7 protein-coding genes are annotated in these 16113 nt (G+C 44.3%); 1 reads left to right on the forward strand and 6 read right to left on the reverse strand.

What is annotated here, in order from left to right:
* Nucleotides 1–710: 710 nt before the first annotated feature.
* A complete protein-coding gene (locus QUB25_RS06930; protein WP_333182500.1) occupies nt 711–3704 on the forward strand; it encodes a PAS domain S-box protein in 2994 nt (997 codons plus the stop codon).
* A gap of 257 nt (nt 3705–3961) precedes the next feature.
* Here the strand turns inward: QUB25_RS06930 and QUB25_RS06935 are convergent, their stop codons facing one another.
* The 6 genes from QUB25_RS06935 to QUB25_RS06960 all read right to left on the reverse strand — a co-directional run bounded on the left by QUB25_RS06935 (nt 3962) and on the right by QUB25_RS06960 (nt 15814).
* Nucleotides 3962–5731 (reverse strand): adenylate/guanylate cyclase domain-containing protein, encoded by a 1770-nt coding sequence (locus QUB25_RS06935; RefSeq protein ID WP_333182501.1) that lies wholly within the window; start codon nt 5729–5731, stop codon nt 3962–3964.
* Nucleotides 5728–6123 (reverse strand): response regulator, encoded by a 396-nt coding sequence (locus tag QUB25_RS06940; protein ID WP_333182502.1) that lies wholly within the window; start codon nt 6121–6123, stop codon nt 5728–5730. Before QUB25_RS06940 ends, QUB25_RS06935 begins: the two co-directional genes overlap by 4 nt.
* Before the next feature lie 364 nt (nt 6124–6487).
* The gene (locus QUB25_RS06945) at nt 6488–11965 is read right to left on the reverse strand and encodes an AAA family ATPase (RefSeq protein ID WP_333182503.1); all 5478 of its coding nucleotides are present in this window, start codon (nt 11963–11965) and stop codon (nt 6488–6490) included.
* A gap of 256 nt (nt 11966–12221) precedes the next feature.
* On the reverse strand, nt 12222–12905 hold the full coding sequence (locus QUB25_RS06950; protein ID WP_333182560.1) for a ribonuclease HII: 684 nt from the start codon (nt 12903–12905) through the stop codon (nt 12222–12224).
* Nucleotide 12906: 1 nt separating this feature from the next.
* Nucleotides 12907–15285: an Rne/Rng family ribonuclease gene (locus tag QUB25_RS06955; protein ID WP_333182504.1), complete on the reverse strand. Its 2379-nt coding sequence runs from the start codon at nt 15283–15285 to the stop codon at nt 12907–12909.
* A gap of 400 nt (nt 15286–15685) precedes the next feature.
* Nucleotides 15686–15814 (reverse strand): hypothetical protein, encoded by a 129-nt coding sequence (locus tag QUB25_RS06960; protein ID WP_333058876.1) that lies wholly within the window; start codon nt 15812–15814, stop codon nt 15686–15688.
* Nucleotides 15815–16113: the final 299 nt, after the last annotated feature.

The raw sequence follows: 16113 nt of genomic DNA on the forward strand, positions 1-16113 counted from the left end.
AATATGAATTTTTTGATACAACAATTACCCTATTGTTGTGCCAACTTTACATAGAAACCCCAGATCGTACAACTGCCAGCAGTCTGCTGTATTATCTACCAGCAATAATACTTAACAGTAACTCAGAGCACCCAAAGACCGATAAAAGTTTCCGACAGGAGTTGCGGAAACCAAAAAATTTTAGATTTTAGGAGAACCCCAGATTCATCTGTGGAGTCAACTTTCATCTAAAATATAAAGTTTCCAATCGACTGACAGCAAGGACAGCGAGCGGTTAACTGATGCAGGCGGGTTTGTTGCCTCGGGTAAGAGTTGATCGTACTCTCACCCAAATCCTAAAAATAGAGTCTTGCGGTTGTAGAAGTCGCTGCCTTTTATTATTGTAACAACATCCTTGCTACTAACTTATTTCAGGGTATTCAACTGCTAATATATTCAGGGAGATTTCAAGGAGCAGGTTTTGCTAGAACACCTGCACCGCAGCCCGATCGATATGCCAATGCGATCGTGACAGCCAGTCAAGCCTTAAATAAATACCCGAACAACTAAACTTTCTGCAGCAACCACTAAGAACTAACAGCCCAGTAGGACAGATGAATAAACACACTCGTCTCCGGCTGCGACACACCATCTTTCGGCCTAACGGCTCAAATTTAAGAGGCGGTCGACCAAAAATATTCACCTCAAACACAAGAGCAGGGTATTCACAAGTGGGAAATCAAAAATTAGAAAATAAAGCGATAGAATGCCTGAATGTCGCGGAGGCACTGCACCAAATGGAAGCAAAATATTACAGTATGTTTGAAAATGCTGTGTCGGGCATTTTTCAAACAACCCAATCCGGTCGCTACATCAGCGCTAACCCAGCTTTGGCTCGCATCTACGGATATAATTCCCCCGAAGAATTAATGGGCAGTCTGACTGATATCAGCGATCAGCTTTACGTCAATCCCGATCGGCGCGATCAGTTTGTTTCTGCTTTGCAAGAAGAGGGCATCGTATCGGATTTTGAGTCGCAGATTTATCGGCGGGACGGAACAATAATTTGGATCGCTGAAAATGCGCGGGCTGTCTGCGATGAAGCAGGGAAATTGCTCTACTACGAAGGTTTTGTAGAAGATATCACCCAGCGCAAGCAAGCAGAATCTGCACTTCGAGAAAGCGAAGAACGCCTGCGCTTAATAATTGAAGGCGTTAAGGATTACGCTATATTCATGTTAGATCCTGATGGGTATGTAGCTAGCTGGAATTCGGGTGCAGAACGCATTTTAGGATACAGAGCTCATGAGATAGTCGGCAATACTTCGGAGTGTTTTTTCACTAAAGAATATCTTGAAATCGGCAAGCACAAAGAAAAACTAATCAGGGCGGTGGCAGAAGGTCGATACGAAAATGAAGGCTGGCGACTTCGCAAAGACGGGTCGCAATTTTGGGCGAATATTATTGTTACTCCTTTGCGCGATGAAAGGGGAAAGTTGCAGGGCTTTTCTCAAGTAATGCAGGATATTACTGAGCAAAAGCGGGCGGCTGAGGAAAAGATGCAGTTGATTGCTTCTTTGCAGGCGTCGGAAAAAAAGTTTCGCACTTTGTACGAATCGACGACTGATGCGGTAATGCTGCTAGACGAAGAGGGTTTTTTGGATTGCAATCCGGCTACTTTAAAGTTATTTGGATGCAGCACTGAGTCGGAGTTTTGCGGCAAGCATCCTTCGGAGTTCAGCCCGCCGTTGCAACCGGACGGACAAGATTCTATGAGTCTTTATCAAGAGCGCATTAATACCGCTATGCGATCGGGAAATTGCCGTTTTGACTGGAGGCACTGCCGTTTGGGTGGTTCTGAATTTCCAGCGGAAGTGCTGCTAACTTCTATGGATATCGGCGGCAAAATAGGGTTGCAAGGCGTGGTGCGCGATATCACTTATCGGGTGCAGGCTGAGGAAGCCCTGAAGCAGGCTAATGAGGTATTGGAATGCCGGGTTAAAGAGCGGACAAGTCAGTTGGAAGAGGCTATTAAAAAGTTGAGGTTGTCGGAAGAAAAGTTTTCTAAGGCTTTTCGGTCGAGTCCTGATCCGATGATTATTACTACTTTTGCTGAGGGTCGTTTTATTGAAGTTAATGATAGTTTTTTGTCGATGACTGGTTACGATTTAGAAGAAACGCTCTGGAATACAGTACCGGGGTTAAATATTTGGGTAAGACCTGAAGACCGACTTAATTTTAGGCGAAGTTTGCACGAACAAGGCGTTGTTCGCAATCAGGAGTGCGAGTTTCGGATGAAGTCGGGATCGGTGGTGGTGTGTTTGCTGTCAGCGGAATTGATTAATTTGGACGGCGAACTCTGTATGCTGGCGGTGATGACGGATATTACCGATCGCAAACACGCCGAAGAAGCCCTACGGGAAAGTCAGCGGGCCTTGGCGACGCTGATGAGCAATTTGCCGGGAATGGCCTACCGTTTTCGCAACGATGCCGATCGCAGTATGGAGTTTGTCAGCGAAGGTTGCTATCAGTTAGCCGGCTATTCTCCTGAAGAATTTATCGGCACTAGGGAAATTTCTATATCGGAATTGACTCACCCGGACGATCGCGATAATTTGTGGAATGCCGTGCAAGTTGCTTTGCAAGAAAATCGACCCTATCAGCTAAATTACCGAATTACTGCTAAAAATGGCGAATTAAAATGGGTTTGGGAGCAAGGTTTGGGAGTGTTTTCCGACTCGGGAGAATTGATAGCTTTGGAAGGGTTAATTACTGATATTTCCGAGCAGAAACGCAGTGAAGAAGCTTTGCGGCGATCGCAAACAGAGTTAACCCAACAAAAACTTCAACTCGAAAATACTTTGCACGAATTGCAGCAAACTCAAGCTCAATTGATTCACACTGAGAAAATGTCTACTCTCGGTCAAATGGTAGCTGGGGTCGCTCACGAAATTAACAATCCTGTTAGTAGCGTCTGCGGCAATCTCGTCCACGTCGGCCACTACACGGAAGATTTGCTTAATTTGCTCGATATGTACCAGAAGCAGTGCCCGCAGCCGTCGGCAGCAATTCAAAATAAAATTAAGGATATCGAATTAGAGTTTCTGCTAGAAGATTTGCCCAAAGCGATGTCTTCGATGCAGGTTGGGGCCGATCGCATTCGGGAAATCGTGCGATCGCTCAGAAATTTCTCCCGCAAAGACGATTCTCAAATGAGCAAAGTTAACCTGCACGAAGGGATTGAAGGAACGTTGCTGATTCTGCAAAGTCGCCTGAAAGCCAGAGGTAACTATCCCGAAATTGCGGTAATTAAGGACTATGGAAATTTGCCTTTGGTTGAGTGTTATGCTGGAAAAATCAATCAGGTATTTATGAATTTGATCGGAAATGCGATCGACGCGATCGAGGAATACAACGAAGGGCGTTCAGTTGCCGAAGTCAAAGCTAACCGCAGTAAGATTAAAATTAGGACAGAAGTCCAAAACTCCAATGCTGTAATTAGGATTTCTGACAACGGGCCCGGTATGCCAGAAGAAGTTTCCCAGCAGTTATTCGAGGCTTTTTTTACCACCAAACCCGCCGACAAAGGCACCGGTTTAGGTCTGTCAATTTCCTACAAAGTTGTCCAAGAACACGGTGGCAAACTTAGCTGCGTGTCTGCACTCGGCCACGGGGCCGAGTTTATCATAGAATTGCCGATCGAACAGCCTATCAAACAATCCTAAAGTGCGATCGGGGCGATCGCATCGGGATAACGAGTCACGGTTTCTAGTGAGGACTTTAGTCCTCATAAAACTCGCTCGGACTAAAGTGGTAAGATGCAGTGTGCATTGAATTCTATAGAATTAGACCTATAGAAATTTTGCATAAGTTCTGTATTGCTAAAACCCTGGCTTTTCTTATTTCTTCCTTCTTCCGGCTTCCATCCATTACATCCGTTACATCCGAAGAAAGCGAATCCATTGCCGAACTTCTTTCTTCCTTAATTACACCTTTCCCAATAAATTTGAGCCACATTATCTCCCGGATTTTGCCCCAAACAATCCGCAAAAAGTCCCCCAGCTTCCCTAAAATTCTTCATATTGTACAAAGACAAAGCCTGAGTAAATAGTTGCAGAGTCGCTAACTTCCCCGCTTTAACTTCCGGCAAATCAGCATCAAAAACTTCATAAACAGTCACCCATTCAGACTTACCCTTAACCTGAACTTTATCAATTACCCGAATTGCATAATCACCCGGATTCCTCAAGCGATCGAAAGTCTGCTGAGTAATTAACAGCGACACCCCATAATTTTTCGTCAAACTTTCAATCCGAGAAGCCAAATTAACCGCATCGCTAATCACAGTACCGTCCATGCGGCTTTTTCCGCCTACTATACCCAGAATCAAAGAACCAGTATTGATTCCCACCCCAATCTCAACTGCCACATCGCCCACAGAAGCGCGATCTCGATTGTATTCCGCAAGAGTATGCAGCATGGCAATTCCCGCTTTCAAAGCATCATCCGCCCCCTCGCTAAACAAAGCCATAATTGCATCACCAATATATTTATCAATAAACCCTTTATTTTCCACAATCAGCGGTTCCATTCGACTCAGATAAGAATTGATAAATTTAAAATTTTCTTCAGGTGTCATCTGTTCCGAAAGAGTAGTGAAATCGCGGATGTCAGAAAACAAAACTGACATTTCCAACTCCACCGCTTCTCCCAATTTAATATCAACAATACTGTCACATCCCAAAAAAGCTAACAACTCTTTGGGTACAAAGCGACTTGTCGCCTCCGCAATTTCTAATTCTGCATCCAGTGAAAGTTCCAAATTGCAATTGACCTCAAAGAGATCCTCAATAAACTTTTTGCGTTCTGCCTCAGCTTCTTTGCGTTCCGTGATATCTTGAAGAGTGTTGATAGCATAAACAATATTTCCTTGTTGATCGTAGATGGGAGTAGCGAAGATTTCTAGGGGAATAATCTTGTCACCTTGATGAACTTCTGCATCGTCAGCCGTAGCACTTTCCCCATTCAACGCGCGTACGCTGGGCAAATTCTCCGTAGGATACTTTTGATTCGTCCCTGCTTGATAGAGTTGATAAACCTCTGACAATTGCTGGGAACTGGTATCCGGCACAACTCCTTTACCAAATATCTCTTTTGCTTTCCGATTGATGTAGTAAGGTTGGCCGTCCGCGTTCAGCACACCCACACCAATCGGCATTGCTTCCAAAAACTGTGTCAACCGATTTTCATTTTCGTGTAGTTTAGCAATGAGTACGGTTTGCTGGCTGTTTAACTCGGCCAACTCCTGATTTATTTGCTGGAGTTGGGCATTTTGTTGTGCCAGTTGTTTATCTTGAAGATAACTATTTAGCGCTTCTCTAACGGTCAATTTTAAGTCTTCCGGTTGCCAAGGTTTGGTAATATAACGATATAAGTTTGCAGAGTTGATAGCATTGGCGATCGCCCCAATATCTGCTTGTCCTGTCAGCATAATTTTTATAGTTTTAGGCGAAATTATATGAGCCTGTTTTAACAGCTCATCTCCCTTCATATCAGGCATAATATGGTCGGAAATAATTAAAGGAATTTCATCCCCCTCCTCTAGCAATTCTTCAATTAGCTCTAATGCCTCTTGCCCACCTTCAGAAATTTCGATTATATAATCATTGCCCACAGCCTCTTGCAGTTCTGCTTTGAGGCTCCTGAGTACAGTTTTTTCATCATCAACACAGATAATTACCTGTTGGCTCATAGTTTAGATAAACCAGATTTAATAGTTTCTAGCAAATCGGATTCCAACCAAGGTTTAGATAAGCAACCATGAAGGTTAGCCTGTTTTTGTACTCTGTCAATGGCTACTTCATCCGCTTGACCAGTCAGCATAATTTTAATAACATTGGGGTAGTTTTGGTGAATGCGAATCAGCAACTCATCTCCCCTAATACCGGGCATTAACCAATCACAAATAATCACAACAAGGCTAATTTTGTCATCATAAAGTTCGCTGATCACCTCTAACGCCTCCTCAGCATCTTCGGCTCCTTCATAGGTGTACGCATTCCCAAATTCTGCTGCTAGCTGCGTTCTGAGACTGTCTAATATTATTTTCTCATCGTCAACGCACAAAATAACTGGTTTAGACATCTCTTTTTTCTCCTTTTTAATTGTTATTACTAGCCAAAGTAGCACAAGTAGTCAAAGTAGTAAAAGTAGTAAAGTGTATTAGTAGACTCCATCTTATCTTAAGATGTCACAAGCCAACGGCTCGCCAAATCCTCTCCCCCCTCCCCAGTCGCCGAAACCAAGAAACTTATATGCGTAGCACCTTAGCTGAGCATAACGCATCGTACTGCTGTTTTACATCCGTTTCCTGTTGAATCGGAGTTAGGGGCCTCAAAACGCTTTAACTTTTGAAATACTCCCAACGGGGTAGATGGCAGCTTAGGCGGAACCAAGCAAAATCAGACCTATTTACTACCTTATATCGTTTGCGAGATCCTTGAGTTGCTTATACAGTGATCATTGGCAGGAAAACATTAAATGTAGTTTTGCCCGGAATTGATTCCACTTCTATTTTTCCCTGATGCTTGTCAACAATCTTCTTCACAATATCTAGTCCCAATCCGCTACCTTCTCCTGCGGGCTTAGTAGTAAAAAACGGGTCAAATATTTTCCCTTTTATCTCTTCAGGTATCCCTTTGCCGCTGTCGCTAATGCTAATCTTAGCCTGGTCATCTTGAGCCGTTAACTCAATTGTTAACGTGCCTCGATAATCCATTGCTTGCAAAGCATTGTGAATTAAATTAGTCCAAACTTGATTTAGTTCATCGGGATAGCACAGTATCGGCGGGATATCGGCATAGTTTTTGATGACCTCAACTCCCTGTTTGAGTAGATTTTGATACAGGGTTAAGATTGTTTCAATACCTTCTTTAAGACTGGCTGCTGTTTTTTCGCCCGACTGTTCGTAGCGGGCATAAGTTTTTAATGCAAAAACTACTTTTGATGCTCTATCTGTGGCTGTGTTGATAGTAGCAATGCCTCTTTTTAATTCGGAAAGTTTGTAGGCGATTTCTAGGAGATGTAAACTATCTGATCTTTGCAACAAAGACACAAAGGTATCAATTTCATTATAAACGCCCATGATCACTAGGCGATCGGCTATGGTATCGGCACTTTCAATCCCTAATTCTTCCAGTTGGCTTCTCAAAGCTCTCTTCAACTTGCGTTCTTCTTTGGTTGATAAGCTGGCTTCTTGTTGCAGGGAACGCTGCAGTAAACTCAACAAATTCTGTGCTTCTTCTGGGGAGAGAGATTGAAAAAGTGTGGGCAATTGTTCTAAAGTTTGATTTAAGAACTTAGAAACATTTCCTGCCGACGAGCGAATCGCGCCCAGGGGAGTGTTAACTTCGTGAGCAACTCCGGCCACAAGTTGTCCTAAAGCTGCCATTTTTTCTGATTGAATCAATCCTTCTTGGGTGGCTTCGAGATTGCTTAAAGCTTGTGATAATTCTTGAGTGCGTTCTTCTACTTTTGCTTCTAGGTTGGCATAGAGTTGGGCATTTTCGATTGAGATGGCAGCTTGCGAACACAAGACTTTTAACAGAGATACTCTGTCGGGAGTAAATGCACCTGTTACTAGGTTATTTTCTAAGTAAATTATTGAAATAAGCTGATTCTGTTTGAGCAGAGGAACGCAGAGAAGAGATTTAGTTTTATGAGCTTTTATATAAGTGTCATTCGTAAATCTGCCTTCCCGACTAGAATCATTTAAAACAACATCTTTGTGAGTGCGACTTACATAATTAATCACTGATAAGGACAGTAACTGACTGCTTTCAGATGGGATGGACTGCAACAAATTGATGGTATCGGAATCAACTGCACCGGATGCTTCAATCAGTAGTTTACCCTGAGATTCCAACAACAAGTATCCCACCTGTGCGCCAGCATTCTCCATCATAATTGTCATCAATTTTCGGAGTAATTGCTCTAGCACAATTTCACCAGCAATGGCTTGGGAAGCTTTGATAACTGTCGCTAAATCTAAAGCTGTACTCGCTCCTGTGGTAGTGTGAGCATTGGGGACGATAGGGCCTGTATTTTTACCAAAAATCGCCCCAGATTTTGCCTGTAATTGTGGATATCTTGCTTCTAAATCCTCAACTTTTGCCTTAGCTTGCCAGCGAGTATAGCCGTAGTGTGCTCCTTTGAGATAGGTTTGGGCAATCTCCTCCATACCGCTTACTAGATAAAATTCCGCTGCTAACTCATAGGCTAAAGCTTCATCTTGAATATATCCGTTGTCTCTTGCTCCTTGAATCGCTCGCTCGTAAAGTTTTGCTGCTTGCCAATTATCTCCTAATACTCGCGCTTTTTCTGCTTGTACTAGGTCGTATTTATGCTGGAAATTGAACGGGGCAAGCTCGGCCCATTGCTTCATTTGCTTTTGGTTTGATTTGACTCCCTCCAAATTTTCCATGAGCTCGGGAGAATACTGAGCGAGCAGGGCAAGAGAATAGTAGAAGTTATGGATAGCAACATACATAAATCCCATGAGAGAATCTATGTATTCTGCAGCTGCGATCGCATTCTTCACGGCATCGGCATAGTTTTTGAATAAATAAGCGAGATTTAGTTTTGCTACGTAAACAAGACTAAGCAGCGTGCGGTTCTTCGTGGCTAGCAAACGGGGAAGTATTTCCTCCTCGTTAAAGCTTTCGCCCAGCAAGCGAGATGGGGGGGCTGTTGTTTCCAAAAGATTTAAAGTAACTTGCCGCCAGATATTAATCTGGTAAAGAGTATATTCCTGTTTGAGCTTCCATAATTGTTCGCAGGATTGGTGCATTTTTGATGCAACAGATTCTAGTCCTTCTCCAGTCAAAAACAGGGTGACACAATAAGCTTTAATACAATAACCTGCGTACTCATTATCTCCTGTTTCAAGTCCGCTTTTATTTCCCTCTAGTAGCAGAGAAAGACTGCTTTTTGCGGGAGCTTTCCAGTGTTTAACTAAAGAACAGAATAAGTTATAGATTTTGGCTTTTAGCTCTATAGCATGATATATATTTACTAACTTTAGTGCCAATTCTCCGGCGTGATATCCAGTTTCTATGTTGCCTTTTCCCGAACAGATAACAGCATACGCAGCATAAGCATAAGCAGCCAAAGCTGAATAACCTTTTTGAATTGTCAGGTTAACCATTGTCAAAATAATTAACACTAAAACTCCGGGTTTCGCAAATAAAGCGGACGGACAAATAGACATCAAAATTCGCATGGCTGCGAGTTGAGCAGCGTCAGTCATTTCCGGGAAGCTTTCTAAGTCCATAAGTGCTGGCAGCTCTACGTTACTATCTTCTCCTGTAAAGAGAGAAATTTCTAGTAATTTTAATGCTTCTAAACCAGTTTCTATTGCTTTAAGTGGCTGATTTTGAGCGGTATAAATTAGCACTTTTAGTTCGTAAGCTTTTACCCTGTCTAGGTGATTTATTGCTCGTTCCAAGATAACTTCAGCTAATTTTTCTGCACCCTCAAAGTTGGTGTTTAAATATTTAGCCTCTACCATTTCTTGATAGAGATTTAGGGTTAATTCATACTGCGTTTGCCAACTTTCTTCGGTTAAGAGGCTTAATCCTGTCTTCAAATATTCAACCGCAGCACTGTAAGCCGTCGCTGCTTTGGCTTTCTGGCCCGCTATCAAATTAAGTTTGGCAATTTCGTTTCGCTCTTGTTGATGGGTTAGTAGGGGCTGTACGGCCCTGCTTAACCCTACCCCCATATTCAGATGATCGACAATTTCAAATATTTTTTTTGATCGTGTTTCGGGCGAACTGTTCTTTAGCAACAGGCGACCAATTTGTAAATGAATGGCTTGTTTTTCAGATTCGTCAATCAAAGAATAAGTTGCTTGTTGGATGCGATCATGCCCAAACTTATAGTGTTGAATTAAAAGTTGACTATCTAATTCTGAGATAGTAAAAATTAACTCAGAATGAATAGCTTTTTTCAGCGCATAGAAAATTTCAGCGGGGGAGCGATCGCAAATAATTGATAGAGTGTTTAAGTCAAACTCTGCACCTATACAAGCTGCAAAACGCAATACCTGTTGAGTCTTGGAGGGCAATTTATTGAGTTTGCCAACCATTAATTCTACCACATTGTCAGTAATTGCTCTCGCCTCAATCTGAACAATATTCCACTGCCAAGTGCGCTCCTTAAAATCGAAATTTAGCAGATTTTCAGTATATAAGTTTTTCAATAATTCCGTAATAAAGAAAGGATTGCCGCTGGTTTTTTTGAGAATTAATCCTGCTAAATCTCTGACAGCATAACGCTCACACTGCAACGTATCTGCAATCAATTCAGTGATATGTGGTTGGGCTAAAGGTACTAAGGTAATCTGGTTAACAGTGGCTCCCTCAGAGCGGATATCTTCCAAAGTCACCATCAAGGGATGAGTAGAATTGACTTCGTTGTCTCGATAAGCTCCAATCAAAAATAGATATTGGGTATCTGCATCCACCATCATCAGTTGGATTAATTTGAGGGTGGCAGAATCTGCCCATTGCAAATCGTCCAGAAAAATGACTAAAGGATGCTTTTCTGAACAAAATACGCGAATGAAATTACCGAAGATAAGATTAAAGCGATTTTGCGATTCATTTGCACCTAATGCAGACAAGGCCGGCTGTTTGCCTACAATCAATTCAACTTCGGGAATTACATCAATAATAATTTGACCGTTAACACCAAAAGCATTTAATAATTTTTCTCGCCATTGATTAAGCTGTTCTTCGCTTTCGGTTAACAGTTGTCGCACTAATCCCTTAAAAGCGCTGACAATAGCAGAGTAAGGAATGTTGCGCTGAAATTGGTCGAATTTTCCAGCTATAAAATAGCCTCTCGCCTTAGTTATTGGTTTATAAACTTCGGATACCAGTGCTGACTTGCCTATTCCAGAATAACCAGCAACCAGCATTAATTCTTTACGGGATTGCTGGTTATTTTCGGTTTTGCTAATCCGAGAGAAGGCTGCTAGTAAATCTGCAACTTCTGCGTCGCGTCCGTAAAGTTTTTGGGGGATTTGGAACTTGTCGCAAATATCTTGACGACAGAGGGCGAATGATTCAATTTTGCCATTTGTCTGTAACTGGTTCAAGCATTCTTCTAAATCTGATTTGATTCCGCAGGCACTTTGATATCGTTCTTCTGCTGTTTTGGCCATCAGTTTGAGTGTGATATCAGAAATAATTGGGGGAATTTCTGGATTCACCTGATGCGGCGGTACTGGTTGTTTGGCGATGTGGCAATGTAACAACTCCAAAGCATCGTCAGCGGCAAATGGAAGTTGTCCGGTGAGGAGTTCGTAGAATGTAACGCCCAAAGAGTAAAAGTCGGTTCGATAATCAAGAGAACGGTTCATCCTTCCAGTTTGTTCTGGAGAAATATAGGCTAATGTACCTTCTAAAACATTGGGGTTTTTTAGGGTAGGATTTTCGCGGGTGAAGACAGTAGCAATGCCAAAATCGATAATTTTAACTTGCCCGGTTTCTGGGTTGAGCAGGATATTGGCGGGGTTAATGTCTTTGTGGATAATTTGGGCAGCATGAATTCGAGCCAAAATCTCTGCTGTTTGAATAGCGATGCGGAGGAAGTGCTGTAAAGATGAAATATTTTGCGTTTCTGTAGGGTTATCATTCAAAATTTTTAAAGAAGTGCCGCCAAAATCTTCAAAGATAATGACTAGAGTTCTTTGATACTCTTGTAGGCTATAAACTTTGACAAATCCTTCGATATTGTTGAGATTGCAAGTAATTTCGTATTCCTGCTTGTAGCGGGTCAGTTCAGCAGGATCGGGATAATCTTGAGCGAGCATTTTGAAGATAACAGGTTGATTGTCCTGTTCGCGAATGGCTCGATAAACCGTCGAATTTGGGCTTTCGTAAATTCGATCGAGAATCTCGTATCCTTCAATTTTTAACATTTTGGGTAATTTTTAGAATGTTAATTTTTATGTAAAATATGGTAATCTGCACCTTTTTGAACAGTCGCTTTTTTTGAGTGGAATTATTTCTACTTAACCTGAGATGTTGCACCATTCTCAATAAGCCTTGTATGGGTGGGCTTCTAGCCCACCCCACAACAAAATTCACTCTTTGTGGAACAGGCCGAAAAGCCTGTTAAGCGAGAATGGTGCAACATCTCAGTTTAACCGGACTTGTATTATTGACTAGAACTAGCTATCTTTGACAAGGACTAAATGACACTCGGTGAAAAGCCGATCGCCCGCAGCGTTCCAAAGCCAATTTATGTTTAGCAGTACCGTATCCCTTGTTATTTGTCAAGTCATATTCAGGATACTTAACAGCCAAACGTACTATTAATTCATCGCGCCAAACTTTCGCCACAATACTAGCAGCAGCAATCTGAATCGATCGCGCATCACCCTTGATCATCGTCTCTTGCTCGATCGCCAAATTGGGAATCCTTTGATTCCCATCAACCAAACACAAATCCGGCGTCACCTTCAACTTCAAAATCGCCCGTTTCATCGCCAACAAAGAAGCCTGCAAAATATTGAGGCGATCGATCTCCCGCACCGAAGCCGCACCAACTTGACAGTCAACCGCCACAGCCCGGATTTTCATAGCTAAGCGACTCCGGGCTGCGGCACTCAACTGCTTGCTGTCGCGCACCCCGCAACTTGCTAATTCATCGAGAACTTCGTCGGGCAAAATGCAGGCAGCAGCCACCACCGGCCCGAACAAAGCCCCTCGTCCGACTTCATCCACACCCGCAATTACTAGAGCGTTCGAGGGAGAGGGAGAAAGGGGAAGATGGAAAGATGGGAAGAGAGTAAAAACTTCTACTTCTTCCTTCTTCCCTCTTCCCTCTGACTTCTTCCTTCTTCCCTCTGACTTCATATCACTCATCCACAACGGCTGACGAGCGGCGGCGGCGGCGACGGTTGATAGCAGGCTCCTCGGGTTCGCTGGGTTCGCTGGGTTGGCTGGGTTCGATCGGCTCATTGAGTTCGATCGGCTCATTAAGTTCGATCGGCTCATTGAGTTTGATCGGCTCATTGAGTTCGATCGGCTCATAGGATTCGATCGGCTCATAGGATTCGATCGGCTCATAGGATTCGATCGGCTCATAGGATTCGATCGGCTCATAGGATTCGCCCATCACATCGCTGGGTTCCTCCATTCGATCAAAACCATCAGTTTGGTCGATCGAACTCTCGCCGTAAATTTGGGCCTCATCATCCTCAGAAAAAACAGGCTCAACTACCGACCTTTCTGGATAATAATCCCGTTCCTCAGCATTCTGTGCAGGCGCCGTCGGTTCAAATTCAAATTCGAGTTGCTCGAAAGGCGGCTTGTTCGGGGCCGCTCCGGGGAGAGTCACCGAAACGATCGCATTCTTAGGATTTTTCACGCTGCGATCAGTAAGCACCAAAGGAGAAACCCCCATCAGTGCATAAACATCCTGCTCCTCCGCCGTCATTTCCACCGAAATCACCTCTGGAGGCTCCACCATCGGCTTCATCAACTCAGACTTAGCCGGACGCACGCGATCGAAATCCTCGCGCCTGCCAACAGTCGCCATATTCACCAGCCCGAAGCCCTCCGAAGCCGCCCGGATGCCGGGGGGTGCTAGATACTCAGAGCGCGTATCCGCGACGGGCGCGCTCGGAGTATTCGGCAGCCGCAACTTGCTGCGTACCGGTTCCTCCTCCGCCGGCAGAGCAAAAGGCTCTTCGCCAATCCGGCGGCGGCGGCGGCGTCTAGTTCCGTTCCCCAAATCCTGATAGCTGGGATGGTTGAGCAAGTCCAAAGGCGAGGCATTGCTGCCAGTCTCAAAATCCAAACTTTCGCTCTGACTCTGAGGTTCCCAAGCAGCCCGAGCAGGTTCGGGGGGGCGTTCTTCCCGCACCGGTGCAGGAGTTGCAGCCACCACAGGCGTCAAGCTGCGGCGTTCCAATCCTTCGGGCAAATTCAACAAAACGCGGTTCGACGTAGCAACGGTGCGATCGCCCGATTCCCGCACCGATGCGGCGAAGTCTTCTTCCCCGGGCAAGTGCACCAGATGACCCAAGCCGCTGCAAGTAGGACAACTGTGGCCGAACAACTCGTAAATATTTTGACCTTGGCGCTTGCGGGTCAGTTCTACCAGCCCCAATTCCGACAGTTGAGCGATTTGCGGCCGAGCTTTGTCAGCTTTGAGAGCTTTATTGAAATGTTCCAGCACCTGCAACTGATCGCGGCGGGATTCCATGTCAATAAAGTCAACAATAATCACCCCGGCAATATTGCGTAACCGCAGTTGTCTAGCAATTTCCGTTGCTGCTTCGCAATTTGTCCAGAGTACAGTTTCGCGAGCCGTCGCCGATCGAGTAAACGAGCCAGAGTTGACATCGATCACCGTCAGCGCCTCAGTCGGCTCGATAATCACATAACCACCCGAAGGCAAATCAACCCTTGGTCTGAGGGCTTCTCGAATCGCAGCGTTAACCCGGAAAAATTCTAAAATCGAGGCGCGCTCTCGGTGGTGGTCGATCAAAACTCCCGCAGGAAGTTTACCGCCGTTCCAGCTCATCAACTGCTGCTTCACCCGCTTAATTCCATTTTGCGAGTCCACCACAATCCGATTCACGTCACCGCTGAACATATCTCGCAGCACCCGCTGGATAAAATCGTCATCCCGGTTGAGCAGTGCCGGCGCCCGCGAAGTACCCCCTTCGAGTTGAACGGCTTCCCATTGTTTTTGGAGGGCTTCCAAATCTTCCATGATCGCTTCTTCGGTCATCCCTTCAGCCTCGGTGCGTACCAGCAGCCCCATCCCGGCCGGTTTCACCAAAATAGCCAGGGCTCTGAGGCGGTTGCGCTCGGCTTCCGACTTGATCCGCCGCGAGAGATTGACTCCCCTGCCGTAGGGCATCAGTACCAAATAGCGGCCCGGCAGGGTAATGTTGCCTGTTAGCCGGGGGCCTTTGCTGCCCGTCGGTTCTTTCATTACCTGTACCACCACTTTCTGCTGGGGGGTCAGGAGTTCTGTAATTGCTCCTGCCGAGCGTTTAAGGCGCAGCGGGCCGAGGTCTGTGACGTGCATAAACCCGTTACGTTCTGGGTCGCCAATATTGACGAACGCCGCATCTATCCCAGGGAGTACATTTTCAACAATTCCCAAGTAAATGTCACTGACTTGATGGCTGCCTGTGGCTACCACAAGTTCTTGGATTTGATCTTCTGAAAAGACGGCAGCAATACGATGCTGCTCTGCTATAACTATCTGCTTGGTCATTCAATTTCCTCAAAAAACTGGCAGCAAGTTAGAGACACTTACGCACAAAAGTGTTTCTGACTTTGACTGTAATTAGTAGTAGCTTGAAGAGTTATGAGCTGTGAGTTGGTGCAGGGTGGAAGAAAATTTAACTGTTGACCGTTCACTGTTAACTGTTGACTGTTCACTGTTAACTGTTACAGATAAAGTAGTTAAACCCGCCCTTACAGAGTTATGAGTTATGCTCAGCAGATAAATCTGAGAGATTGAAATAAGGAGGCTTTTATCGAGTTAGCACTATTGAGATTTGAGTTGAGAATTGCGAAATCAATACTCAAAATTCAACAGTTACAACTCTTCCTTTGAACTCAGCGAATAAATTCATTGACACCGTACCAATTTCTTAACACACAACTTAACACTACGAACTGATAACTCCGCTTGCGTGGTGGTAGAGGGCTGGTTTTGAGCGAAAGTAGGTAGGAGTGAAAGCGCCTAGATTTTTGTTGAATTCTTGTGCGATCGCACTCAACATACCCCAGCTTAGCATTCGACTGCAACCTCCGCCCCTGCCAACCCTAAAACCTCGTCAGTCGATTTTAGATTTTAGATTTTAGATTTTAGATTTACTCCACAGATGAATCTGGGAGATTGAAATTTAGTCTAAAATCTAAAATTTTGGTTCTCCACGAATTAAGTCGGGGGCTTATCTCCGTTTTTTGACGGGTCAGTCGATTTTAGATTTTAAATTTTAGATTTTAGATTTACTCCACAGATGAATCTGGGAGATTGAACTAGAGTCTAAAATCTAAAATTTTTGATTCTCCACGAATTAAGTCGGGGGCTTAT

This window comes from Microcoleus sp. B3-D7 (assembly GCF_036705305.1).
In the GTDB taxonomy this organism is placed as follows: domain Bacteria; phylum Cyanobacteriota; class Cyanobacteriia; order Cyanobacteriales; family Microcoleaceae; genus Microcoleus.